Source organism: Pseudomonas sp. Sample_11 (genome assembly GCF_004307505.1).
Classification (GTDB): domain Bacteria; phylum Pseudomonadota; class Gammaproteobacteria; order Pseudomonadales; family Pseudomonadaceae; genus Aquipseudomonas; species Aquipseudomonas atacamensis.
In genome coordinates this window covers 208,799-232,076 of sequence record NZ_RCOD01000027.1, presented here as the reverse complement: position 1 = coordinate 232,076, position 23,278 = coordinate 208,799, and the positions used below count along the sequence as shown (strand labels likewise).

General features: G+C 60.2%; 24 protein-coding genes and 1 pseudogene. 14 read left to right on the top strand and 11 right to left on the bottom strand.

The annotated features are described in order from the left end of the window. Window positions 1-121 precede the first annotated feature (121 nt). Both D8U60_RS06685 and D8U60_RS06680 read left to right on the top strand, forming a co-directional pair. Complete coding sequence (locus D8U60_RS06685) at window positions 122-679, top strand: NADPH-dependent FMN reductase (protein WP_130899775.1); 558 nt, start codon at window positions 122-124, stop codon at window positions 677-679. Between the two features lie 149 nt (window positions 680-828). Then, a complete protein-coding gene (locus D8U60_RS06680; protein ID WP_122700081.1) occupies window positions 829-2,112 on the top strand; it encodes an arsenic transporter in 1,284 nt (427 codons plus the stop codon). Between the two features lie 111 nt (window positions 2,113-2,223). Here the strand turns inward: D8U60_RS06680 and D8U60_RS06675 are convergent, their stop codons facing one another. Next, window positions 2,224-3,174, bottom strand: a complete 951-nt coding sequence (locus tag D8U60_RS06675) for a DUF1853 family protein (protein ID WP_130899774.1) — start codon at window positions 3,172-3,174, stop codon at window positions 2,224-2,226. A 114-nt stretch (window positions 3,175-3,288) separates the two neighbouring features. On the opposite strand from D8U60_RS06675, the gene D8U60_RS06670 reads away from it, so the two are divergent. From D8U60_RS06670 to pepN, 6 genes are read left to right on the top strand one after another with little or no spacing between them, the layout of a single operon-like run. Beyond that, complete coding sequence (locus tag D8U60_RS06670) at window positions 3,289-4,179, top strand: NAD(+) kinase (RefSeq protein ID WP_016774212.1); 891 nt, start codon at window positions 3,289-3,291, stop codon at window positions 4,177-4,179. Then, window positions 4,179-5,150 carry a metallophosphoesterase gene (locus tag D8U60_RS06665; protein ID WP_016774213.1) on the top strand — a complete coding sequence of 324 codons (972 nt, stop codon included), beginning with the start codon at window positions 4,179-4,181 and terminating at the stop codon, window positions 5,148-5,150. The genes D8U60_RS06670 and D8U60_RS06665 overlap by 1 nt, the downstream gene beginning before the upstream one ends. Continuing rightward, window positions 5,147-6,016: a rhomboid family intramembrane serine protease gene (locus tag D8U60_RS06660; protein ID WP_130899773.1), complete on the top strand. Its 870-nt coding sequence runs from the start codon at window positions 5,147-5,149 to the stop codon at window positions 6,014-6,016. The genes D8U60_RS06665 and D8U60_RS06660 overlap by 4 nt, the downstream gene beginning before the upstream one ends. 35 nt (window positions 6,017-6,051) lie before the next feature. Further along, a complete protein-coding gene (locus D8U60_RS06655; RefSeq protein WP_042609561.1) occupies window positions 6,052-6,312 on the top strand; it encodes a DUF1315 family protein in 261 nt (86 codons plus the stop codon). Beyond that, window positions 6,309-7,139, top strand: coding sequence for a DUF2797 domain-containing protein (locus tag D8U60_RS06650; protein ID WP_024012501.1), 831 nt, complete (start codon window positions 6,309-6,311; stop codon window positions 7,137-7,139). Before D8U60_RS06655 ends, D8U60_RS06650 begins: the two co-directional genes overlap by 4 nt. Before the next feature lie 10 nt (window positions 7,140-7,149). Continuing rightward, window positions 7,150-9,807, top strand: coding sequence for an aminopeptidase N (gene pepN, locus D8U60_RS06645; RefSeq protein ID WP_130899772.1), 2,658 nt, complete (start codon window positions 7,150-7,152; stop codon window positions 9,805-9,807). A gap of 182 nt (window positions 9,808-9,989) precedes the next feature. On the opposite strand, the gene katG is transcribed toward pepN, so the two are convergent. The 3 genes from katG to D8U60_RS27565 all read right to left on the bottom strand — a co-directional run bounded on the left by katG (window position 9,990) and on the right by D8U60_RS27565 (window position 14,889). After that, the gene (gene katG / locus D8U60_RS06640) at window positions 9,990-12,266 is read right to left on the bottom strand and encodes a catalase/peroxidase HPI (RefSeq protein WP_130899771.1); all 2,277 of its coding nucleotides are present in this window, start codon (window positions 12,264-12,266) and stop codon (window positions 9,990-9,992) included. A 218-nt stretch (window positions 12,267-12,484) separates the two neighbouring features. Continuing rightward, window positions 12,485-14,695, bottom strand: a complete 2,211-nt coding sequence (locus D8U60_RS06635; protein ID WP_130899770.1) for an LTA synthase family protein — start codon at window positions 14,693-14,695, stop codon at window positions 12,485-12,487. Further along, window positions 14,692-14,889 (bottom strand): hypothetical protein, encoded by a 198-nt coding sequence (locus D8U60_RS27565; protein WP_153188787.1) that lies wholly within the window; start codon window positions 14,887-14,889, stop codon window positions 14,692-14,694. Before D8U60_RS27565 ends, D8U60_RS06635 begins: the two co-directional genes overlap by 4 nt. A gap of 133 nt (window positions 14,890-15,022) precedes the next feature. Between D8U60_RS27565 and D8U60_RS06630 the strand changes: the two genes are divergently transcribed. After that, window positions 15,023-16,039, top strand: a complete 1,017-nt coding sequence (locus D8U60_RS06630; RefSeq protein WP_123441675.1) for an ABC transporter substrate-binding protein — start codon at window positions 15,023-15,025, stop codon at window positions 16,037-16,039. A gap of 36 nt (window positions 16,040-16,075) precedes the next feature. Here the strand turns inward: D8U60_RS06630 and D8U60_RS06625 are convergent, their stop codons facing one another. Both D8U60_RS06625 and D8U60_RS06620 read right to left on the bottom strand, forming a co-directional pair. Next, window positions 16,076-16,273, bottom strand: coding sequence for a helix-turn-helix transcriptional regulator (locus D8U60_RS06625; RefSeq protein ID WP_071171858.1), 198 nt, complete (start codon window positions 16,271-16,273; stop codon window positions 16,076-16,078). Beyond that, the gene (locus tag D8U60_RS06620; protein ID WP_130899769.1) at window positions 16,270-16,644 is read right to left on the bottom strand and encodes a hypothetical protein; all 375 of its coding nucleotides are present in this window, start codon (window positions 16,642-16,644) and stop codon (window positions 16,270-16,272) included. Before D8U60_RS06620 ends, D8U60_RS06625 begins: the two co-directional genes overlap by 4 nt. A gap of 219 nt (window positions 16,645-16,863) precedes the next feature. Between D8U60_RS06620 and D8U60_RS06615 the strand changes: the two genes are divergently transcribed. Continuing rightward, entirely contained in the window at window positions 16,864-17,355 is a 492-nt protein-coding gene (locus D8U60_RS06615; RefSeq protein ID WP_130899768.1) for a hypothetical protein, read from the top strand. An 88-nt stretch (window positions 17,356-17,443) separates the two neighbouring features. Here D8U60_RS06615 and D8U60_RS06610 read toward each other — a convergent pair whose 3' ends face one another. Together D8U60_RS06610 and D8U60_RS06605 are read right to left on the bottom strand one after the other, a co-directional pair. Next, the gene (locus D8U60_RS06610) at window positions 17,444-17,923 is read right to left on the bottom strand and encodes a copper chaperone PCu(A)C (protein ID WP_056784698.1); all 480 of its coding nucleotides are present in this window, start codon (window positions 17,921-17,923) and stop codon (window positions 17,444-17,446) included. Continuing rightward, entirely contained in the window at window positions 17,923-18,528 is a 606-nt protein-coding gene (locus D8U60_RS06605) for an SCO family protein (RefSeq protein ID WP_016774221.1), read from the bottom strand. The genes D8U60_RS06610 and D8U60_RS06605 overlap by 1 nt, the downstream gene beginning before the upstream one ends. Window positions 18,529-18,802: 274 nt before the next feature. On the opposite strand from D8U60_RS06605, the gene D8U60_RS06600 reads away from it, so the two are divergent. Further along, window positions 18,803-19,729, top strand: a complete 927-nt coding sequence (locus tag D8U60_RS06600; protein WP_130899767.1) for a Gfo/Idh/MocA family oxidoreductase — start codon at window positions 18,803-18,805, stop codon at window positions 19,727-19,729. Between the two features lie 96 nt (window positions 19,730-19,825). Here D8U60_RS06600 and D8U60_RS06595 read toward each other — a convergent pair. After that, window positions 19,826-20,221, bottom strand: a pseudogene (locus D8U60_RS06595) (hypothetical protein). Further along, entirely contained in the window at window positions 20,218-20,481 is a 264-nt protein-coding gene (locus D8U60_RS06590; protein ID WP_130899766.1) for a hypothetical protein, read from the bottom strand. Before D8U60_RS06590 ends, D8U60_RS06595 begins: the two are co-directional and overlap by 4 nt. 205 nt (window positions 20,482-20,686) lie before the next feature. Between D8U60_RS06590 and ycaC the strand changes: the two genes are divergently transcribed. Together ycaC and D8U60_RS06580 are read left to right on the top strand one after the other, a co-directional pair. Next, window positions 20,687-21,316, top strand: a complete 630-nt coding sequence (gene ycaC, locus D8U60_RS06585; RefSeq protein ID WP_016774235.1) for an isochorismate family cysteine hydrolase YcaC — start codon at window positions 20,687-20,689, stop codon at window positions 21,314-21,316. Window positions 21,317-21,460: 144 nt separating this feature from the next. Next, entirely contained in the window at window positions 21,461-21,661 is a 201-nt protein-coding gene (locus tag D8U60_RS06580) for a hypothetical protein (RefSeq protein ID WP_016774226.1), read from the top strand. Between the two features lie 70 nt (window positions 21,662-21,731). On the opposite strand, the gene D8U60_RS06575 is transcribed toward D8U60_RS06580, so the two are convergent. Continuing rightward, window positions 21,732-22,358 carry an XRE family transcriptional regulator gene (locus D8U60_RS06575; protein WP_130899765.1) on the bottom strand — a complete coding sequence of 209 codons (627 nt, stop codon included), beginning with the start codon at window positions 22,356-22,358 and terminating at the stop codon, window positions 21,732-21,734. Window positions 22,359-22,404: 46 nt separating this feature from the next. Here D8U60_RS06575 and D8U60_RS06570 point away from each other — a divergent pair, with 46 nt between their 5' ends. Beyond that, entirely contained in the window at window positions 22,405-23,100 is a 696-nt protein-coding gene (locus tag D8U60_RS06570) for a B3/4 domain-containing protein (protein ID WP_130899764.1), read from the top strand. Window positions 23,101-23,278: the final 178 nt, after the last annotated feature.

Genomic DNA, 23,278 nt, shown 5'->3' with positions numbered 1-23,278 from the left:
GGTAAGTTTTCCTACAGGAAAAAAATATTCGCCGCGCAGGAAAAACCAATGACCACTGGTGAAAATGTCACTGGATCATCTATAACTAGCGACTCTTCCCACGGACCATCGAGAGTCATCCATGAGCAATGTCTACAACGTCGCTGTAGTGGTCGGCAGCCTGCGCAAAGCATCGATCAATCGCAAGGTCGCACTGGCCCTCGCCGAACTGGCGCCGGCCAATCTCAAGCTCGAGATTGTCGAAATCGGTGAGCTGCCGCTGTACAACGAAGACATCGACGGCGCTTCTACGCCGGCAGCCTACAGCACTTTCCGTCAGAAAGTGGCGTCATCCGACGCGGTGCTGTTTGTTACCCCCGAGTACAACCGCTCGATCCCGGCACCGTTGAAGAACGCCATCGACGTCGGTTCGCGCCCTTATGGCCAGAGCGCTTGGAGCGGCAAACCCGGCGCGGTGATCAGCGTATCACCAGGCGCCATTGGTGGCTTCGGTGCTAACCAGCATCTGCGCCAGACCTTCGTTTTTCTCGATATTCACTGCCTGCAACAGCCGGAAGCGTATCTGGGCGGTGCGGGCAACGCGTTTGATGAAGCGGGCAAGCTGAGCGACTCGGTGAAGCCGTTCCTGCAGAAATTCATCGATGCGTACGGCCAGTTCGTCGAGCAACACAAGAAATAAGCTCACCGAAACTCACTGTGGGAGCGAGCCTGCTCGCGAAGGCTGTGTGTCAGATAATAATTTCATCTCTGACAATCCGCCTTCGCGAGCAGGCTCGCTCCCACATTTGTTCGATTTCCACTCGTTTCGCTATTTGAAGGCTCCTGCGAATGCTCGCTGCGTCACTGATTTTCCTGCTGACCATCACCCTCGTCATCTGGCAACCCAAAGGGCTCGGCGTCGGCTGGAGTGCAACGTTGGGCGCCGTGCTGGCGTTGATTTTCGGCGTCGTTCACCTCACGGATATCCCGCTGGTCTGGCAGATCATCTGGAACGCGACCGGCACCTTCGTGGCGCTGATCATCATCAGCCTGTTGCTCGACGAGGCTGGCTTTTTCAATTGGGCGGCGCTGCACGTGGCGCGTTGGGGGCGGGGCAGTGGGCGCAAACTGTTTGCCTTCATGGTGCTGCTCGGCGCGCTGGTGTCTGCGTTGTTCGCCAATGACGGCGCGGCGCTGATTCTCACGCCGATCGTGATTTCGATGCTGCTGGCACTGCGCTTTTCACCGGCGGCGACGCTGGCATTCGTCATGGGCGCCGGGTTCATTGCCGACACGGCGAGCCTGCCGCTGGTGGTGTCGAACCTGGTCAACATCGTTTCTGCGGACTTCTTCAATATCGGCTTCAACCGTTATGCAGCGGTCATGGTGCCGGTGAACTTCGTCAGCGTGGCGGCGACGCTGGGCATGTTGCTGTGGTTTTTCCGTCGCGACATCCCGGCGGCTTACGATCCTGAACAACTGGAAAACCCGCACACCGCTATCCACGACAAGGCGACGTTCTATGCCGGTTGGGCAGTGCTGGTGATCCTGTTGGTCGGCTGCTTCGGCCTCGAACCGCTGGGCATTCCAATCAGCGCAATTTCGGCGGTGTGTGCCGCGCTGCTGCTGGGCATCGCTGCGCGCGGTCACAAAATCTCCACGCGCAAGGTTATGAAAGAAGCGCCGTGGCAGATCGTGATTTTCTCGCTGGGCATGTACCTGGTGGTGTACGGCCTGCGCAACGCCGGGCTCACCGGTTACCTCGCCGGATGGCTGGACGTGTTCGCCGGTCACGGCGTGTGGGGCGCGGCCGTGGGCACCGGGGTGCTGACGGCGCTGCTGTCGTCGATCATGAACAACTTGCCAACCGTACTGATCGGCTTGCTGTCGATTGACGCCAGTCAGGCCAGCGGCGTGATCAAGGAAGCGATGATCTACGCCAACGTGATCGGCAGCGACCTGGGGCCGAAGATCACTCCGATCGGCAGTCTGGCGACCTTGTTGTGGTTGCATGTGCTGGAGCGCAAGGGCATCCACATCGGCTGGGGCTATTACTTCCGCGTCGGGATTGTGCTGACGGTGCCGGTGTTGCTGGTGACGTTGGCGGCGTTGGCGGTGCGGCTTTCGCTGTAGACCGGGGTGGGCCCAATCGCTGGCAAGCCAGCTCCCACAGGATTTGTATTCACCGCGAAACCTGTGGGAGCTGGCTTGCCAGCGAAGGGGCCAGTTCAGGCACCACAAATCTCAGGTTTGCCCCGGCACATTCGGCCAAAGATCCGCCACCAGAAACAACCGCTCCGCCTCTTCCCATTCGCCCTGGGCATTCTCGGTCAGGCGTACCATCAACTGCGCCGGGGCCAGTGCTGGCAGGTCTTCCAGCCACAAACGCAGGTGCTCATCTGTCCAGACCTGATCCGCCGGGTAATGCGCCGGCGCCAGCCAGGCGTGGCGGGGCAGGGGTTGCCAGCGGCCCGGCGGGCGTTGGGCGACAAACGCCGGCCAGTCCTTCTGATGCAGCCAACTGCCACGCAGATGTTGCGGATGCGCGCCGTGCGGTGAGTCGGCCTGCCCGGGCCACGGATACAGCAGATAACCGCCCAGCCACAGCTGCGCGCTGAAGGTTTCGATATCCAGCGCCGCGAGCACTTCGCGGCTTTCCGGGCGCGCCGAGATCGGCAATTGATGCTCGGCCAGATGCGCTAGCTTACGATCCAACCGATCATGACAACCCGGCCCCAGCCACTGCGCTGGATCGCGGCCATCGCCATCCTGCGGGCCAAGGTAGAGCTTGATCGCCAGTTCCAGATGATGCACGCCGTCGCGGTCACGCAGCAGCATGTCCAGCTCGCCGAGGGTGTGCCCGGCGCGGCGGATTGGCAGGTTGGCGGCGATCAGTTCGATGCCCGGCGCATGCGAGACGGCGAACTGCCACAGGCGCTCGTAATACAGACCCAGACGGCGGGTGCGCGCCTGCGCCAGCCATTGCAGCAGGCCATAACTGTCGTGGTCGAGCTGGCGCAGCCAGTGTTCGAGGCGCTGTGGTTCTTGTACCCAGTCGCTGCCGGCGAGCGGATGGCGCTGCGGCCACGGCGTAGCGGCGAGCATCGGCGGGGCGAGGATCACCCACGCCAGGTCCCGCACTTCGGGATGGCGTAATCGATGGGGCAACTGCAACAAGTCGGGAAACAGGATCATCTTGCGAGCATAGCCTTAAACCTGAGCGCACCCTTGAGGCTGAAAGGATTTTGTCTATCTGGCGCTTTCGCCCATAATCGGGTTTTCGCGTTTTCGATTGTCCGCAGAGGTCCCATGGAGCAATTTCGTAATATCGGCATCATCGGTCGCCTGGGCAGCTCCCAGGTGCTGGATACCGTCCGCCGACTGAAACGCTTTCTGCTCGACCGTCACCTGCATGTGATCCTCGAAGACACCATCGCTGAAGTCCTGCCCGGCCACGGCCTGCAAACCTCGTCGCGCAAGATGCTCGGCGAAGTCTGCGACATGGTCATTGTCGTCGGCGGTGACGGCAGCCTGCTGGGCGCGGCGCGGGCGCTGGCCAAACACAATATTCCGGTGCTCGGCATCAACCGTGGCAGCCTTGGCTTCCTCACCGATATTCGCCCGGACGAGCTGGAAATCAAGGTCGCCGAAGTGCTCGACGGCCACTATCTGGTAGAAAACCGCTTCCTGCTGCAAGCCGAAGTGCGTCGCCATGGCGAGGCCATCGGCCAGGGCGATGCGCTCAACGACGTGGTGCTGCACCCGGGCAAATCGACGCGGATGATCGAATTCGAGCTGTACATCGACGGCCAGTTCGTCTGCAGCCAGAAGGCCGACGGCCTGATCGTCGCCACACCGACCGGTTCCACTGCCTACGCCTTGTCCGCCGGCGGGCCGATCATGCATCCCAAGCTCGACGCTATTGTGATTGTGCCGATGTACCCCCATACCTTGTCGGGACGGCCGATCGTGGTCGATGGCAACAGTGAGCTGAAAATCGTCGTGTCCAAAGATATGCAGATCTACCCGCAGGTCTCCTGCGACGGCCAGAACCATTTCACCTGCGCACCGGGCGACACCATTACCGTGAGCAAGAAAGCGCAGAAGCTGCGCCTGATTCATCCGCTCGATCACAATTACTACGAGGTGTGCCGCACCAAGCTTGGCTGGGGCAGCAAGCTGGGGGGCGGAGGCGACTGATGCTCGATCCCGCGCGCAGTTACGACCTGATCGGTGACGTGCACGGATGCGCCATGACCCTCGAACACTTGCTGGACCGTCTCGGTTATCACAAGCAGGGCGGGGTCTGGCGGCATCCGTCACGCATGGCGGTGTTCGTCGGCGACATCATCGACCGTGGCCCGCGCATTCGCGAGGCGCTGCACATCGTCCACGACATGGTCGAAGCAGGGCAGGCGCTGTGCATCATGGGCAACCACGAATTCAACGCGCTCGGCTGGGTCACTCCGGCGCCACCGGGCAGCGGCAAGCAGTTCGTGCGCGAACACACCAAGCGCCATGCGCGGCTGTTGCAGGAAACCCTGACTCAATTTGAAAACCATCCCGGCGACTGGCATGACTTCCAGCAGTGGTTCTACGAGCTGCCGCTGTTCGTCGATGCCGGTCGCTTCCGCGTCGTCCATGCGTGCTGGGACGCCGGACTGATCGAGCCGTTGCGGGCGTTGTTCCCCAATGGCTGCGTCGATGAGCATTTCCTCCAGGCCTCGGCGGTGCCCGGCAGCTTCGCCTGCACCGTGTTCGACCGCTTGCTGCGCGGCACCGACATGCGTCTGCCCGGTGGCCTGACCATGACCAGCGGCGACGGTCTGGTGCGTTCGTTCTTCCGCACCAAGTTCTGGGAAGACGACCCGAAAACCTATGGCGACATCGTGTTCCAGCCCGATGCACTGCCCGAACCTGTCGCGCAGACGCCGCTGACTTCCACCGAAAAGAATTCTTTGCTGCGCTATGGCGTCGACGAGCCGTTGCTGTTCGTCGGCCACTACTGGCGCAGCGGCAAACCGGCGCCGATCCGCCCGAACCTCGCGTGCCTGGATTACAGCGCCGTGCTCTACGGCAAACTGGTGGCCTATCGTCTGGACCAGGAAACGCGCCTGGATCCGCAAAAATTCGTCTGGGTCGATGTCGAGCGGCCGGAGGTCCTGCAATGAGTGCGGTAGCGGTATTGCGCCTGCCGTTGGCGGTGGATTTGAGCGGTTTTGTCAAACTGCTGCAACGCATGCAAGTGCCCCATCGCGTCAGCGAAGAGGCGGGCGAACAGGTGCTGTGGGCGCCGGAGGAAATCAGCGAAGACGTGCGTTCCTTGTACGAGCGCTTCCCGGCCGGCGACCCGGATCAGCAACTGGACGTACCCATGGGCCAGACCTTCAAGCGCCCGAGCTTCGCCGAACAGCTGAAACACGCCAAAGCCACCGGGTTGATTCTGCTGTTGAGCCTGATCGTCGGTGGCCTGACCTTTCTCGGCGAAAACCTGGAAACGCTGCGCTGGCTGACCTTCCTCGATTTTCGCGTGATCGGTGAGTACATCCACTTCACGCCGCTGGCCGACAGTCTGGCGGCAGGGCAGTGGTGGCGGCTGGTCACGCCGATGCTGATCCACTTCGGCATCCTCCATCTGGCCATGAACGGCATGTGGTATTGGGAACTGGGGCGGCGCATCGAGTCGCGCCAGGGCAGCATCAACCTGATCGGCCTGACGCTGCTGTTCAGTCTGGTGTCCAACTACGCGCAGTTCGTCTGGAGCGGGCCGAGCCTGTTTGGTGGGCTGTCCGGCGTGCTTTACGGCTTGCTCGGGCATTGCTGGATTTTCCAGCTGCTGGCGCCGAACCCGGCCTATCGTCTGCCGCGCGGTGTGCTGGTGATGATGCTGGTGTGGCTGGTGGTGTGCATGTCCGGGCTGATTTCGCTGATCGGTTTCGGCCAGATCGCCAACGCCGCGCACCTGAGCGGGTTACTCATCGGATGCTTTACCGGTTTGTTGGGCGGTTTGTATAACCGCCGTAAACTGGCCGTCTAACATTTTTTGTTTCAGCAAAGAGCACGGAGACCCTGATGTCCTCTTTCAACGACATGATCAGCAACATCACCCCGGACATCTACGAAAGCCTGAAACTGGCCGTGGAAATCGGCAAATGGTCCGACGGCAACAAACTCACTGCCGAACAGCGCGAGCTGTCGTTGCAGGCGATGATTGCCTGGGAAATCCAGAACCTGCCTGAAGACCAGCGCACCGGCTACATGGGCCCGCAAGAGTGTGCGTCGAAGTCGATCGAAGTGCCGAACATCCTGTTCAAGTCGGATGCCATCCATTGATCGAGATTGGCCGCGGTGCAATCAGTAAAATGTCGGCGCGTCTGGACGGGCCGAACGTGCAGTACGCGTTTCGTCTGGATGACGTCGAGGTGCCGGTCAATCCGTTGATCGGCAGCACGTTGCGTCTGGAATTCCTGGGGGCGATCCACTGCACCCATTGCGGGCGCAAGACCAAAACCAGTTTCAGTCAGGGTTATTGCTACCCGTGCATGACCAAACTGGCGCAGTGCGACCTGTGCATCATGAGTCCGGAGCGTTGCCACTTCGACGCCGGCACCTGCCGTGATCCGGTGTGGGGCCAGCAGTTCTGCATGACCGATCATGTGGTTTACCTGGCCAACTCGTCGGGGATCAAGGTCGGCATCACCCGTGCCACGCAGTTGCCGACCCGCTGGCTCGACCAGGGCGCGAGTCAGGCGCTGCCGATCATGCGTGTGTCGACGCGCCAGCAATCGGGCTTTGTCGAAGACCTGTTCCGCAGCCAGGTGGCGGACAAGACCAACTGGCGCGCGCTGCTCAAGGGCGATGCCGCGGCGGTGGATCTGGCCCAAGTGCGCGATCAGTTGTTCGAAAGCTGCGCCGAAGGCCTGCAAGGGTTGCAGGAGCGATTCGGCCTACAGGCGATTCAGACGATTGCCGATGTCGAACCGCTGGAAATCCGCTATCCCGTCGAGCAATACCCGGCGAAAATCGTCAGCTTCAACCTGGACAAGAACCCGATTGCCGAAGGCACGCTGCTGGGGATCAAGGGCCAGTACCTGATCTTCGACACCGGCGTGATCAACATTCGTAAATACACGGCTTATCAGCTCGCCGTGCATCAATAAGGATTCCAGCATGCGCACCGAACAACCGAAGATGATTTACCTCAAGGACTATCAGGCGCCCGAGTACCTGATCGACGAAACGCACCTGACCTTCGAGTTGTTCGAGGACCACAGCCTGGTTCACGCGCAACTGGTGATGCGCCGCAACCCGGAGCGCGGCGCCGGCCTGCCGCCGCTGGTGCTCGACGGCCAGCAACTGGAGCTGCTCTCGGTAACGCTGGCGGACCGGGAGCTGAGCGCTGCTGACTATCAAGTCTCGGACAGTCACCTGACCCTGCAACCGACCAGTGAAACGTTCACCCTCGACACCAGCGTGCGCATCCACCCGGAAACCAATACCGCGCTGGAAGGCCTGTACAAGTCCGGCACGATGTTCTGCACTCAGTGCGAGGCCGAAGGCTTTCGCAAGATCACCTATTACCTCGACCGCCCGGACGTGATGAGCAAGTTCACCACCACCGTCGTGGCCGAACAGCACAGCTACCCGGTGCTGCTCTCCAACGGTAACCCGATCGCTTCCGGCCCCGGCGAAGACGGCCGGCACTGGGCTACCTGGGAAGATCCGTTCAAGAAACCGGCGTACCTGTTTGCGCTGGTCGCCGGTGATCTGTGGTGCGTCGAAGACACCTTCACCACCATGAGCCAGCGCAACGTCGCGCTGCGCATTTATGTCGAGCCGGAAAACATCGACAAGTGCCAGCACGCGATGAACAGCCTGAAGAAGTCCATGCGCTGGGACGAAGAGGTCTACGGTCGCGAGTACGATCTGGACATCTTCATGATCGTCGCCGTCAACGATTTCAACATGGGCGCGATGGAGAACAAGGGCCTCAATATCTTCAACTCCAGCGCCGTGCTGGCCCGCGCTGAAACCGCCACCGACGCCGCGCACCAGCGGGTCGAGGCGATTGTCGCCCACGAATACTTCCACAACTGGTCGGGCAACCGCGTCACCTGCCGCGACTGGTTCCAGCTGTCGCTCAAGGAAGGTTTCACGGTGTTCCGCGATGCCGGTTTCTCCTCGGACATGAACTCGGCGACAGTCAAGCGCATTCAGGACGTGGCGTACCTGCGTACCCACCAGTTCGCCGAAGATGCCGGGCCGATGGCCCACGCGGTGCGCCCGGACAGCTTCATCGAGATTTCCAACTTCTACACCCTGACCGTGTACGAAAAGGGCTCGGAAGTGGTCGGCATGATCCACACCTTGCTGGGCGCCGAAGGCTTCCGCAAGGGCAGCGATCTGTACTTCGAACGCCACGACGGCCAGGCCGTGACCTGCGACGACTTCGTCAAGGCCATGGAAGATGCCAATGGCGTTGACCTCAGCCAGTTCAAGCGCTGGTACAGCCAGGCCGGCACACCGCGTCTGGCCGTCAGCGAGTCCTACGACGCTGCGGCGAAAACCTACAGCCTGACCTTCCGCCAGAGCTGCCCGCCGACCCCGGACAAGGTGGAAAAACTGCCGTTCGTGATCCCGGTCGAGCTCGGCCTGCTCGACAGCCAGGGCAATGAAATCGCTCTGCGTCTGGCTGGCGAAGCCTCGGCACAAGGCACCACTCGGGTGATCTCGGTGACCGAAGCCGAGCAGACCTTCACTTTCGTCGACATCAACGAACAGCCGTTGCCGTCGCTGCTGCGCGGCTTCTCGGCGCCAGTGAAATTGAGCTTCCCGTACAACCGCGATCAACTGATGTTCCTGATGCAGCACGACAGCGACGGTTTCAATCGCTGGGATGCCGGTCAGCAACTGTCGGTGCAAGTGCTTCAAGAGTTGATCGGCCAGCATCAGAGCGGCGAGAGCCTGAAGCTCGATCCGCGTCTGGTGTCGGCGCTGCGCACGGTGCTGTCCGACGAGTCGCTGGATCAGGCGATGGTTGCCGAAATGCTCTCGCTGCCGGGGGAGGCCTATCTCACCGAGATCAGCGAAGTGGCTGACGTCGAGGCGATTCACGTCGCTCGCGAGTTCGCCCGCAAGCAACTCGCCGAAGGCTTGTTCGAAGCGCTGTGGCTGCGTTATCAGGCCAACCGCGATCTGTCGAAAAAGACTCCGTACGTCGCCGAGGCCGAGCACTTCGCCCGGCGCGCCTTGCAGAACATTGCCCTGTCGTACCTGATGCTCAGCGGCAAGCCGGAAGTGTTGGCAGCGGCGCTGGAGCAATTCGAGACCGCCGACAACATGACCGAGCGCCTGACTGCGCTGGCGGTGCTGGTCAACTCGCCGTTCGAAGAGCAGAAGGCTTTGGCTTTGGCCAGCTTCGCCGAGCACTTCAAGGACAATCCGCTGGTCATGGATCAGTGGTTCAGCGTGCAGGCCGGCAGCACCTTGCCGGGCGGTTTGGAGCGGGTGAAGGCGTTGATGCAGCACCCGGCGTTCAACATCAAGAACCCCAACAAGGTGCGGGCATTGATCGGCGCGTTCGCCGGGCAGAACCTGATCAACTTCCACGCGGCGGACGGTTCCGGTTATCGCTTCCTCGCCGATCTGGTGATCGAACTGAACGGCTTCAACCCTCAGATCGCCTCGCGCCAACTGGCCCCGCTGACTCGCTGGCGCAAATACGACAGCGCGCGTCAGGCACTGATGAAGGCCGAGCTGGAGCGCATTCTGGCGTCCGGGTCGCTGTCCAGCGATGTGTATGAAGTGGTGAGCAAAAGCCTGGCGTAACCCGATCCGGTAGGAACCGTCCAGTTGATCGTTCCCATGCTCTGCGTGGGAATGCCTCTCTCGACGCTCTGCGTCGGCTTTGGGACGCAAAGCGTCCCTTGCTGCATTCCAACGAGGAGCGTGGGAACGATCAACAAAAAATGCCGCTCAACGAGCGGCATTTTTATCGGCACAACAAACAGCTATTTACGCAGATCAAACCGATCCAGATTCATCACCTTCGTCCATGCCTTGACGAAATCGTTGACGAACTGCGCCTTCGCGTCGGAACTGGCGTACACCTCGGCCAACGCGCGCAATTGCGCATTCGAGCCGAACACCAGATCCACCCGAGTCGCCGTCCATTTTGGCGCCCCGGTCTTGCGGTCACGGCCTTCAAACTCATCGGCATCCCGTGACGTCGGGGTCCACTCAACTCCCATGTCCAGCAGGTGGGTGAAGAAGTCATTGCTCAGCGTTTCGGTTTTGTCGGTGAACACGCCATGCCGCGTCTGGCCGACATTGGTGTTCAATACCCGCAAACCACCCAGCAGCACGGTCATTTCCGGTGCCGTGAGCGTCAGCAACTGCGCCTTGTCGATCAGCAGGGTTTCCGCCGCAACCGTGTATTTGCCTTTGCTGTAATTGCGGAAGCCATCGGCAATCGGTTCGAGGAAGCCGAACGATTCGACATCGGTCTGCTCCTGCGAAGCATCGACGCGGCCCGGTGAAAACGGCACCGACACCGAATGCCCGGCGTTCTGCGCGGCTTTTTCCACTCCGGCATTACCGGCCAGGACGATCAGGTCCGCCAGCGAGATTTTCTTGCCACCGGCGGCCGAACCGTTGAACTCGCTCTGAATGCCTTCCAGTGTGCTCAGCACCTTGTCCAATTGCTCGGGCTGGTTGGCCTGCCAGAACTTCTGCGGGGCCAGACGCAAGCGTCCGCCGTTGGCGCCACCGCGCTTGTCCGAACCGCGGAAGGTCGATGCTGCAGCCCACGCGGTCGAGACCAGTTGCGACACTGACAACCCTGAAGCCAGCACCTTGTTTTTCAGCGCCGTGGCGTCGCTGTCATCGATCAGCGGGTGCGTCACGTCGGGCAGCGGGTCTTGCCAGAGCAATTCCTCTTGTGGCATTTCCGGGCCGAGGTAGCGGGAGAGCGGACCCATGTCGCGATGGATCAGCTTGTACCAGGCGCGGGCGAACGCGTCGGCGAGCTGATCGGGATTGGCCAGAAAGCGCCGCGAGATTTGTTCGTAGGCAGGATCGAAGCGTAACGCCAGATCGGAGGTGAGCATGGTCGGCGAGAGCTTCTTGTTCGGATCGTGAGCGTGGGGAACGGTGCCTGCACCGGCGCCGTTTTTCGGTTGCCACTGATTGGCGCCCGCCGGGCTTTTGGTCAGCTCCCACTCGAAGCCGAACAGGTTTTCCAGATAGTTGTTGCTCCATTGCGTTGGTGTGGTGGTCCAGGTCACTTCCAGACCACTGGTGATGGTGTCGGCGCCTTTACCGGTGCCGAAGGCGTTTTTCCAGCCCAGACCCTGTTGCTCCAGACCGGCCGCTTCCGGCTCTGGGCCGACATTGTCGGCCGGGCCGGCGCCGTGGGTCTTGCCGAATGCGTGGCCGCCGGCGATCAGCGCCACGGTTTCTTCGTCGTTCATGGCCATGCGGCCGAAGGTTTCGCGAATGTCCTTGGCCGAGGCCACCGGGTCCGGGTTGCCTTCCGGGCCTTCCGGGTTGACGTAGATCAGGCCCATCTGCACGGCGGCGAGGGGATTTTCCAGATTACGTTCGCCCTGATCGGTACGGCTTTCTTCACGGCCATGCAAATCGGGCTCAGCCACCAGCGTGCCGTCGCCGGGCTCCTGCACCGGGCCATTGCTCTTGCCGTAACGGTTATCGCCACCCAGCCACTCGGTTTCCGAACCCCAGTACACGTCTTCATCCGGTTCCCAGACATCGGCGCGGCCCCCGGAAAAACCGAAGGTCTTGAAGCCCATGGATTCCAGCGCGACGTTGCCGGTAAGCACGATCAAGTCAGCCCAGGAAATATTGCGCCCGTATTTTTGCTTGATCGGCCACAGCAGGCGGCGGGCCTTGTCGAGGCTGACGTTGTCCGGCCAACTGTTGAGCGGGGCGAAGCGTTGCTGTCCGGAGCCGGCGCCCCCACGGCCGTCGGCGGTGCGATAGGTCCCGGCGCTGTGCCAGGCCATGCGCACGAACAGCGGGCCGTAGTGGCCAAAGTCGGCCGGCCACCAGTCCTGAGAATCAGTCATCAGCGCTCTGATGTCTTGTTTCAGCGCCTGGAAATCGAGGCTTTTGAAGGCCTTGGCGTAGTCGAAGTCCTGGCCCAGCGGATCGGACTTGGGGGAATGCTGGCTGAGGATTTTCAGATTGAGTTGATTCGGCCACCAGTCACGGTTCGTCGTACCGCCGCCGGCGGCGTGGTTGAACGGGCATTTCGATTCGTTTGCCATGTTCGTATCCCTATCAGGTCTGCGGCCGGCTCGTGCCGACTTCGGACTGGTAAGGCTAGACCCGAGTTGGCAAGTCGGCTAATAGCCCGACTATTAGATACCGATAGGCAAACTCTTTCACCGCACAGGTAGGAGCTGCCGAAGGCTGCGATCTTTTGATCTTTGTTCACCAAAAAATCAAAAGCAAAGATCGCAGCCTTCGGCAGCTCCTACAGGGGTTAGCTCGATTGTGCGGTGTCGTCCTCTGGCACGTCGTCGAGGATGTCTTCCTGGCCGGGCAGTTCGGTGATGACGCTGAAGTCGCTGACTTCAACCGCGCCATTGCCATACCCCAGCAAATGAAACGAGAACGCCTTGCGCGGCTGGGGGTTTTCAAAGCTGAAATCCATCTCCAGCGGCTGATCCGCCGTCGCCACCATTTCTGCCGGCAATCCCAGTTGCACGTCCTGTTCAAATTCCTTGGCCTTGAGCTGAATGTACGCCGCCTGCTGCGGATCGACCGAGCGCACGGTCAGGCGCACGCGGGTGTGCGAGCCTTTGGGCATTTCCAGGTATTGCGCGCCGATCAGGTTGTCGGCCCAGTCATCCTTGATCTGCGCTTGCAGAGGGATGATGTTGTTGCTGCCGAACTGGTAGCGATGATTGAGTGGTGTGCGCAACAGGGACAAGTCGAGGGCATCGGCGCGCGCGGCGATCTGCCGGGCCGGATGGCCGCTGTAGGTGCCTTTGTAAGTAGCGCTTTCGGCGATGAAACCGGTGCTTTGGTAGTAGCGGCAGCGGCGCGGCAGGTCGCATTCGGAGAAGATGCCTTGGCCGTTGTGGTAGCGCAGCTTGCCGTTGGTGAACGACATGATTTCGCGCCCGGAATCGTAGTCGCGAAACAGCGAGCGGCCGCTCAGCGCAGTCGGCACCGGCAGATCGAAATAGTCGAGGATCGAGGTGCTCAGATCGACGTGGCCGTAGACCCCGGCATTCAGACGCGGCAGTTGCGCCTGTTCCGGCGCCAGCGTCAGGTTGAAACCCCATGAGGAGGCCAGCCGCACGCCGTCGATGCCGTGGGATTCATCCGAGGTGATCACTACCAGCGTGTCCTTGAGAACGCCCTGGCGCTCAAGTCCGGCAAGAAACTGATCCAGCGCATCGTCGAGATAACCGACGGCAGCCTGCTTGGGCGTCTCATAACGCTGCAGATAATCGTCCGGTGCCGAGTAGGGCTGATGGGTGCCGACCGTCAGCAGCGTGAGCATCCACGGCTGTTTTTGCTTCTTCAGTTGGCCGACGTAATCCAGCGCGCCTTCGAAAAATGCCCTGTCATCCTTGCCCCACGGGAACTCCAGATAGTTGCTGTTGCTGAACCATTCCAGGCCATGGGTCGCATCGAAACCGATGTGCGGCATGATCTTGTCTTTGGCCATGAAGCGCAGGCCCGCGCCCTGCAAGTAATGCGTGCTGAAGCCGTGCTCGCGCAATTGTGCCGGCAGGCAGGCCTGATTGCGTTCGTTGAGGGTGAGCATTTCCACGCCTTTGGGCGTGCCATTGTTGAGCTTGTCGTAGTCACCGCACAGCATGGCGTACAGACCGCGAATGGTCTGATGGGTGTGCAGCACGTAATCCGGGGTGTTCATGCCGCGCTCGGCCCAGCGGCTGAGGTTGGGCATCAGGTCTTCCTGATAATGACTGCCGATCGCCTCACGGTTGGCACGGATGTAGGCGCCGGGGATGCCTTCGAGCGCGATGATCAATACATTGCGCGCCTGGCCCGGCGCGGCGAGCAGCTTCTGGCCATTGAGATCGACGTCGGTGAGCCCGGCCATCGCCGGTGTGGGTTCTTCAACGTCGCCGTCGAGCCATTCCTCGGCCTGGATCTGCAGGTCGGCGACTTCACTGGCGAGCAACTGATGCGGCAGGTTGTACAGGCGCCAGGCGTCGCCGTCATTCGGCCACAGGTTTTGCGCGCCCCAATGGGCGGCGAACAACACAATAGGCGCGGCCCAGACGGAGCGAGGGAGAGCAGGGCGAGACAAGCCGCGACCAACAAACTGAGTCAGCAGCCAGAACGCCAGGGCACCCAGCAAAGCCATGGCCAGGGCAGGGTGCGCAAGTCCGCCGCCAGTGGAGTTTTCGACGAATTGCGGGTCGATCAGGTAGTGAATATCCGAAGGCGTCGGCAGGCGGCCGACGGCGCTGACCAATTCTGTCGTGGCGATCGCCAGCAGCGCCCAGAACATCAGCACCGGCAAGGCCAGCCACCATGCGCGGCGATGCAGCGTTACCACCAGCAAACTGCCGACGGCCAGATCCGACAAAAAGCCCAGCGGGTTTGACCAGCCCAGCGCCGCCCGCAGGCACACCGGCACGACCAATACCAGAACGATGAGAGAAAGAAGGCGGGCATTCGGCCGCCGCAGCCAGTTGAAAAGAGCGCTCACAAAAAAGGCCTGCTTGTCATCAAAGGGTCAAAAAAGTGTGGGTGATGATACCAAGGGCAGAAAGGCTGATCGGCTTTTAAAACCTGCGGCTGGCGATCGCTGAAACGGCGCGTGCCCATAGCGGGCGTGGGTTGTGGGACGTATGGCTGTTTTTCGGAGGGGCAGTTTTTTGTTTCAGACTGTTGTAGGTCCATCCACTGCTCCTGAATTTCAGCAGCAGACGCTAAATCGCGGAGTGCTATCGATATTCGATAAAGATATTTAATTTACGTTTTTTATAGCTATAAAGTCATGCCTTTCAGCCCACCCCCATGCTGCGAGGTTGTCATGGCCACACCGTTCAAACGTTCTGCGCTGACTCTGTTGGCCGCTACTCTGGCAGCGGGTGCGCTGTTCAGTAGCGGCGCCCGGGCCGAGGGCAAGATCAGCATCGCCCAGCAATTCGGTATCGGTTATCTAATCCTCGATGTCGTGCGCGATCAACAGCTGATCGAGAAACACGGCAAGGCCCAGGGCCTGGAGATCAAGGTCGACTGGAACAGCATTTCCGGCGCTACGGCCATGAATGAGGCGCTGCTCACCGGTGCGCTGGACGTCGTCTCGGCCGGCGTGCCGCCGATGCTCACCGTGTGGGATCGCACCAAGGGCAAGCAGAACGTCAAAGCCATCGCCGCGCTGGGGTCGATGCCCAATTACCTGCTGACCAACAACCCGAACATCAAAACCCTCAAGGACTTCAGCGACAAGGACCGTATCGCCGTGCCGGCCGCAGGCGTAGGCTTCCAGTCGCGTACCCTGCAGATAGAAACCGCCAGGGAATTCGGTGATGACCAGTTCAAGAAGTTCGACAACATTTCGGTCAGCCTGCCGCACCCGGATGCCACCGCTGCGCTGATTGCCGGCGGCTCGGAAATCAACTCGCATTTCTCCAGCCCACCGTTCCAGTACCAGGCGCTGCAAAACCCCAACGTGCATAAAGTGCTGAGCTCCTACGACATCCTCGGCGGCCCGGCGACGTTCAACGTTCTCTACACCACGGAAAAATTCCACGACGAAAACCCGAAAACCTACAAGGCGTTCTACGACGCACTGGCGGAAGCGGAGAACATCATCAAAGCCGACAAACCCGCCGCCGCCCAGGCCTACATCCGTGTAGAGCAATCGAAACTGCCGCTGGCCCTGGTCGAGCAAATCGTCAAAGACCCGGAAATCGACTTCACCGTCGTACCGCAACGCACGTTCATCTACGCCGAGAAATTGCAGGAATTGGGCGTGCTGAAAAACAAGGCGGGGAGCTGGAAGGATTACTTCTTTGAAGAAGCGCATGGTGGTGCGGGGAGTTGATCGAACAGGGGCAACGTGTGTTGCCCCTTTTGCCATTCAAGATTCGCCATCATCAAAAATGCTCTCAATCGGCAGCTCAAACGCCCGGGCAACCTGAAACGCCAATGGCAGGCTCGGATCGTAGCGTTCGTTTTCGATGGCGTTGATCGTCTGGCGCGACACGTTCAGGCGTTCGGCCAGATCGACCTGCGACCACTTGCGCTCGGCGCGCAATTCCTTGAGACGGTTTTTCATTGGTAGCGGCGTCGCGCAATGTGCAGGCCGACAATCCACATCAGCCCCATTACCGGCCACACACACGTCCACGGGATATGCGGGGCGCCGACGTTTTCCAGAAAACCGTAGCTGAAGGTCACCAATGCCGAGGCGGCAAAGGCGAACCCCAAGGCTTCGAACTGGATGCGCAGATGCATTTCGTCCATGCGCCGCATGTTCCGCACGATGGCCCAGCACATCAGGGCCGCCGGAATGATCGGCGTCAGTGCGACGGCCGAGCGCAGCACGAGGTGCGCATCCATCAGGTATTGCGAGGCAATCAATGATGCTGTCAGCACCAGCATGTAGAGGATTAATGCTGCGCCCAATTCGAGGTGGTACCGGTTCATTCTTCACTTCCTATGTAAAAGACCCTTTACATGGTTGCTGATGTTGTTTCAGATGTAAAGCACGCTTTCCATCAGGCTGGTTACTTCGAACACGCTCGAGCCGGATAACTTGCAGCCGGGTTCACGCTTCTGGACAGCGTATTAGCCACTCAGTAGCATTTGCCTCCAACGGATTTTCCCTTCGCACGTCGTCCGGCGTGGAACGCTCAAGGAATCGACATGCGCGACACTCCCGCTGACTCACAACGAACGGTCGTGACTCTGGTCAACGGCGAGATTCGCTGTGACACCCAGATCAGTTTCAGCTCCGTCTCGCTCGTCGATGGCGAAATTCGAGTGCATCGTGCTGAAGGCAATCAGATCGAGGTGCCTGTGCCCGGGGCGGACTTCGCGCTGCGCTTTGATCTGCAGGGGATGCAGAAAGTACCGGAGGCGCCACAGACGCCGGTCGAACCGGTGCCTGCCGACGACAGTTTGAAGTTGTTCAACTCGAAAACCGTGTGGGTCACACTGGCGCTGTGGTTCTTCGTGAGTTCGGTGTTCGGTTGGTTGGGGATCGTGGTAGCAGTCGGATATTTCGCTTACCAATGGCGTCAGGTAACGAAGCGCAAGGAACAGTTGGCCAAGGCGACCGTCGTTGAACCCATGACCCGTTCCAGCTCAGGGATGTCACCGGAAAGCGTGCGCAACGCATTGGCCCGCAAGCGTTGATTCTGCACACATCAAAAAAAAGGGGCGGCCTGATCATCGATCAAGCCGCCCCGCTTATCTGTCAGGCGAACAGTCTTTCAGTCAGCGATCAATGCATCTTGCTGTGATCGTGGCCGCCCATGTTGGTCAGCGCGCGGACCGGTGCCTTGACTTCAATGGTTTCTTTCTCGCCCTTGGCGTTTTCCACGGTCAGGGTCAGCGGCACGTTTTCGCCTTCCTTCAACTGACCGGTCAGGCCCATCAGCATGACGTGGTAGCCGTTCGGGTCGAAGCTCACGGCTTTGCCGGCAGGCAACTCAACCGACTTCACCGGGCCCATGGTCATCACATCGTTCTTCATGCTCATTTCATGAATCTGAACGTCCTTGGCCACTGGCGAGGCAACGCTGAGCAGCTTGCTGTCGCTGTCGGCAGTGACGGTCATGAACGCGCCGCTGGCGGACTGGGTCGGCACGGTGGCACGGACCCAGGCGTCGTCGACTTTGGTCTGCGCCGACGCCTGAAAGGCCAGGCCGAGCAGGGACAGTGCACATACGGTGCGTTTGAGGTGATTCAGAACGGGATGCATCAGCAGACCTCCATAACAGTAAGCAAATCTTCCGTGCACTCTTGGGCTGTCAGCGAAGTGGACAGGCCCAGGCGCAACTCACCACGCGAGTCGTAGACGTAGCTGGTGGACGTGTGGGAGATGGTGTAGGTGTCTCCGGCCGGGACTTTCTCGTAGAACACGTCGAATTCCTTGGCGGTGGCCTTGGTTTCCTCAAGCGTGCCGTACAGCGCGACGAAGCTCGGGTCGAAGGCTTTGACGTAGGCGTCGAGGATCTGCGGCGTGTCGCGTTCCGGGTCGAGGGTGATGAACACCACTTGCAAACGATCGCCGTCGCGGCCCATCAGTTTTTTGATCTGTGCGGCGCGGGCCAGGGTAGTGGGGCAAACGGCCGGGCACTGGGTGAAGCCGAAGAAGATCATCGGCATCATCCCGCGAAAGCTCGACAGCGACATGGTTTCGCCTTCGGGATTCTTCAGCTTGAAGGTGCGTCCGAGGATCTTGTCGCTCAGATCCTTGCCGTACTTGTACGACAGTTGGCCACGGGTATCGCAACCGGCGAGCAGGCCGAGCCCGAGCACGCCCATTCCCGCAAGTACCTTGCGGCGAGTCAACAAAGCCGTCATCTAATACCGCCTTTTGCAGCCCGCCAGTCGGCAGGACTGGCGAGGGGTTAACCGTAAAAGCGCCGCATGATAGCAAACTGAGGCTGATCGCCGGCTGCCGATCGCCGCGCGGTGCGGGATTGGACGACAAAAGGTGTAAGAAGAAATGACGAATAAGCCATGCGTTCGCCGCGACCAAACTTTGATTTAAATAGTATGACGATTGGAGGCGGGCGCAGAAACACGTACTCTTGCCGCTGCGCTGCAAAGACCAAAACAACAACAGGAGTCTGTAATGCAACCGATTCGTCTCGGCCTGGTGGGCTACGGCAAGATCGCCCAGGATCAACACGTCCCCGCCATCCTCGCCAACCCGGCATTCCAGTTGGTGGCGGTCGCTACCCAGGGCAAACCTTGCGCCGGGGTGGAGAACTTCCAGTCGCTGGGCGAACTGCTTGAAAACGGCCCGACTGTCGACGCAATTGCGTTCTGCACGCCGCCACAAGGGCGCTTCGCGCTGGTGCAACAGGCGTTGGCGGCCGGCAAGCACGTGCTGGTGGAAAAACCGCCCTGTGCAACATTGGGCGAGGCCATGGCCCTGGTCGATCAAGTCGCCGACCAAGGCATCAGCGCTTTGTTCGCCTGGCACTCGCGCTATGCACCGGGCATCGCCGCCGCCCGCGACTGGCTGGCCAGCCGCACCCTGCAAAGCGTTCGGATCGACTGGAAGGAAGACGTGCGCAAGTGGCATCCGGGTCAGGCATGGATCTGGCAGCCGGGCGGCCTCGGCGTGTTCGATCCGGGCATCAACGCTTTGTCGATCATCACCCACCTGCTGGCGCTGCCGCTGTTTGTCGAAGCCGCCGAACTGCGCGTGCCGAGCAACTGCCAGTCGCCGATTGCCGCCTCGATCAAAATGTCTGATGCACATCAGCTCGACGTACGCGCCGAGTTCGACTTCGACCATGGCCACGACGAACTGTGGAGCATCGAAATCCGCTGCGTCGAAGGCATCCTGCGCCTGGACAATGGCGGCGCCGTGCTGAGCATCGACGGCGTGCGCCAAAGTGTGTCGGAGGAGGGCGAGTACGCAGCGGTCTACCGCCACTTCCAGCAATTGATCAGCGACAAGGCCAGCGACCTGGATCTGCAACCGTTGCGCCTGGTGGCGGACAGTTTCTTTGTCGGTAGTCGGGCGTTGGTTGAGCCGTTTTACGATTGAGTGAATTTCAGCTTGAGTCGTCAGGGCGCGTAAGCAGGTCTGCGTCGCGCAGACCGCCAGACACATAAAGCCTGCTTTTAACAGCAGGCTTCTTGGTCACTTTATTGGCTGCGTTCTGTAGGTTTCATACAGCTGCTGAATGTCGGGATTGTCCAGATTCGCGTAGACGATTCCTTCCTTGTCCAACCCGTCCAACCCTTTGATACCGCCAATCACTTCGGGCCATTACTCACGGCTTGAGATATCTACCACGTGGGGCTTCAGATAGTCTTTGCCTGACCATGGGTAGAAACCGGCAAACAGGATTTCATGAGTTTTGAGTATCGCTTGATAGTCGATGGATCTCTTTTTTGCCAGATGAGCAAGGGCGTCTTCGATACTGGCTTCGAAAGAGAGATGTTCCGATTCCTTAACTTCAACCGGGTCTTTCAGCTTGAGCGAGTTGCGAAGGTAGCCTTCAGTTTCGAAATCGCCGAAGGGGTCGAACGTCATGCGCTGAGCTGCTTTTTCGAACGCCTTTTTTCCTGAAGGTAACGTCCTTGCAAGGCCATGATTTCTGCCTTGTTCAACACACCCTTTCGCTTCAGATTAACCAGCAACTGCTCAACATTATCCAGCTCGACGGCATCACCAGCCAGTTGCGTTATCGTTGCTGCCATGCGGCTCAGGCCGTCACGCTCGGCGCCAATGCGGTGTTTTCCTGCAAGCTTGCATACTTCGCTCGCGACGCTGTCAGTGGCTGATTCGCTCATTGTTAACCCCTCGTTTTCTCTGTCGGAGCATAGCATGGCGCCGTTCCGCCGGATTAGCCGTCTAGCATTTCGACTCTTGGCATTGTCCTCTTTGAGTGGACGGTGAAACGCTTTTCAGCCGATTTATCCCTTTGCTGTGCGTCAGTAATCTGTACCCAACTTGAACGCAACAACAAAACTCCAAACTTGAAAAGGGACGCACACCATGACCACTCCAACCTACAACCGCCTGAACAAAGACGACGCTATCGTGCTGCTGGTTGACCACCAGACCGGTCTGATCTCGCTGGTGCAGGACTTCTCGCCGAACGAGTTCAAGAACAACGTGCTGGCGCTGGCGGATCTGGCCAAGTTCTTCGACCTGCCAACCATCCTCACCACCAGCTTCGAACAAGGCCCGAACGGCCCGCTGGTGCCGGAGCTGAAAGAGATGTTCCCGGACGCGCCGTACATCGCTCGTCCAGGCCAGATCAATGCCTGGGACAACGAGGACTTCGTCAAGGCGATCAAGGCCACCGGGCGCAAGCAGATCATCATTGCCGGTGTGGTCACGGATGTCTGTGTAGCGTTCCCGACCCTGTCGGCACTGGCGGAAGGTTTTGATGTGTTTGTGGTGACTGATGCGTCCGGCACCTTTAACACCACCGTGCAGCAAGCCGCATGGAGTCGCATGACTCAGGCCGGCGCGCAGATGATGAACTGGTTCTCGGTGGCCTGTGAGCTGCACCGCGACTGGCGCAACGACATTGAAGGCCTGGGTAACCTGCTGTCGCAGCGCATTCCCAACTACCGCAACCTGATGAACAGCTACTCGGCGCTGACGCAGCAGAAGTAAGCGTTAAATCCAAAGCGAAAGCCTGCCTCGAAAGCAGGCTTTTTGCGTTTTCTACAGAACGCCGTTCGTCCATTGTCGGGCACTTGTCACGCAAGGGCATTTCACACGTTCAGGTACCTATCGCTGAACACCTCGGAGAACGACATGGACATTGATGAAAACGCACCGGGCAACCAGTCGCAACAAGCCGTGACGCGCACCACCGACAATGAGACCGGGCACGATCCCAAGCGCGAGAACCCCGAGGTGCCTTTGCCGCCGGACGATGAGGCGCCTGTAGAAGAAGACATGTCGGATGTGGATGCGGCCAATTCGGTTTCGACGGAGCATCCGCCGTCACGCTGACCGTGCTGTTTGAAGGGGAACGCTCCCTGTGATGGTCAACCCGGACAGTTCCCTCTCCTCGGGGAGAGGGCTAGGGTGAGGGGCTTTCCCTGGCACCCTGATGCAGTTCAGTCACCGACATCGTGAAAACCAGTTTCGCTCGCCCATGGTTGGCATACCCATGCGCCACATCGGTCCGCGCCACCGCCGAACACCCAGGCCCGACAATCAGCTCGGCATCGCCAACGTGCAAATGCAACGTGCCTTTCTCGACATGAAACAACTCGGTGGTGCCGTTCGGGTGACCGGCTGAAGAAAATGACTCGCCGGGAAACAATTCCCAGCGCCACAACTCGAGCATGTTCGGGCCGCCGGTGCCGGCCAGCAGGCGCGCCGATCCGCCCAGTTCACCGGTCCATAGCGTGGGGATGTCATCACTGTCGATCAGATGCGCTGCCGGAGTGTCGGCGACATTGACGAAGTCCGCCACGGACAAGCCCAGCGCTGCGGCGATTTTGCACAATGTCGCGATGCTTGGGTTGGCCGAGCCCTTCTCGATCTCGACCACCATGCCTTTGCTCACGCCGGAGCGCCGGGACAGTTCATCCAGGGTGATGCCCTGTTGTTTGCGCGCCTGTTTGAGCGTGCGCGACACCGCCGCGCTGACGGTCTCGACGTCGGCGCCGGCCTCGGTCGTTATATTGACTTTCTTGGTCATTGATCGCTAGCATCGTTTGAAATTCGGGTATGAGGGGGATTCTGGGATGCTGTCTGTCGTGCCGTCAATCGATCCGGCTGTTGCGCAACTCGCGCCGGGCTTCAGAGCGCTGAGTATTGTCGTGCAAGCGGCGCCGATTACTCAGGCATACGTGGCCGGTGAAGCACTGGCCAAAGCCTGCCAGATCGTCGCCAACGGCGGTCCGGCATGGGCGCCCGCGCACTTGCAGGCCTGGGCGGACGTGTTTCGCCAGTTCGGTGCCAAGCCGCAGCGCACGCCTTGCTCGGCCGAGGCTCTGCGCAAACGGGTGTTGCGCGACGGCGAGTTGCCGAGCATCGATCCGGTGGTTGATCTGTACAACGCCATCAGCCTCGAGTACGCGATTCCGGTCGGCGGCGAGAATGCGCAAGCCTACATAGGCTCACCGCGTCTGGTCATCGCCGATGGCAGCGAACCGTTCGACACGATGAAAGAAGGTCTGCCCGCGCATGAGTTTCCGGACGCCGGCGAAGTGGTCTGGCGCGATGACCAAGGCGTGACCTGCCGGCGCTGGAACTGGCGCCAAGGCGTGCGAACCCGCCTCGATGCGCAGGCGCAGCACATGTGGTTCATCCTCGAAAGCCTGCCGGCCATGCCGCTGGAAGCGCTGACCGAGGCCGGCGACAAGCTCATCGAAGGCCTGCAGCAAATGATGCCCGGCGCCGAGATCGAAAGCATGTTGATCGGGCCGGGAGCGCGTTAGGTTGGATATGAGTGCCAGCCCGTTTCGTCAGCGGCACCGCGATTCCCTGTGGGAGCGAGCCTGCTCGCGAGACGGCGGCATATTCAACCTCTTTGCCCGCTGAACCACCGCTTTCGCGAGCAGGCTCGCTCCCACAATGTTCCGTGTTGACCAATGATTTGGTGGTGCCACAAAAACC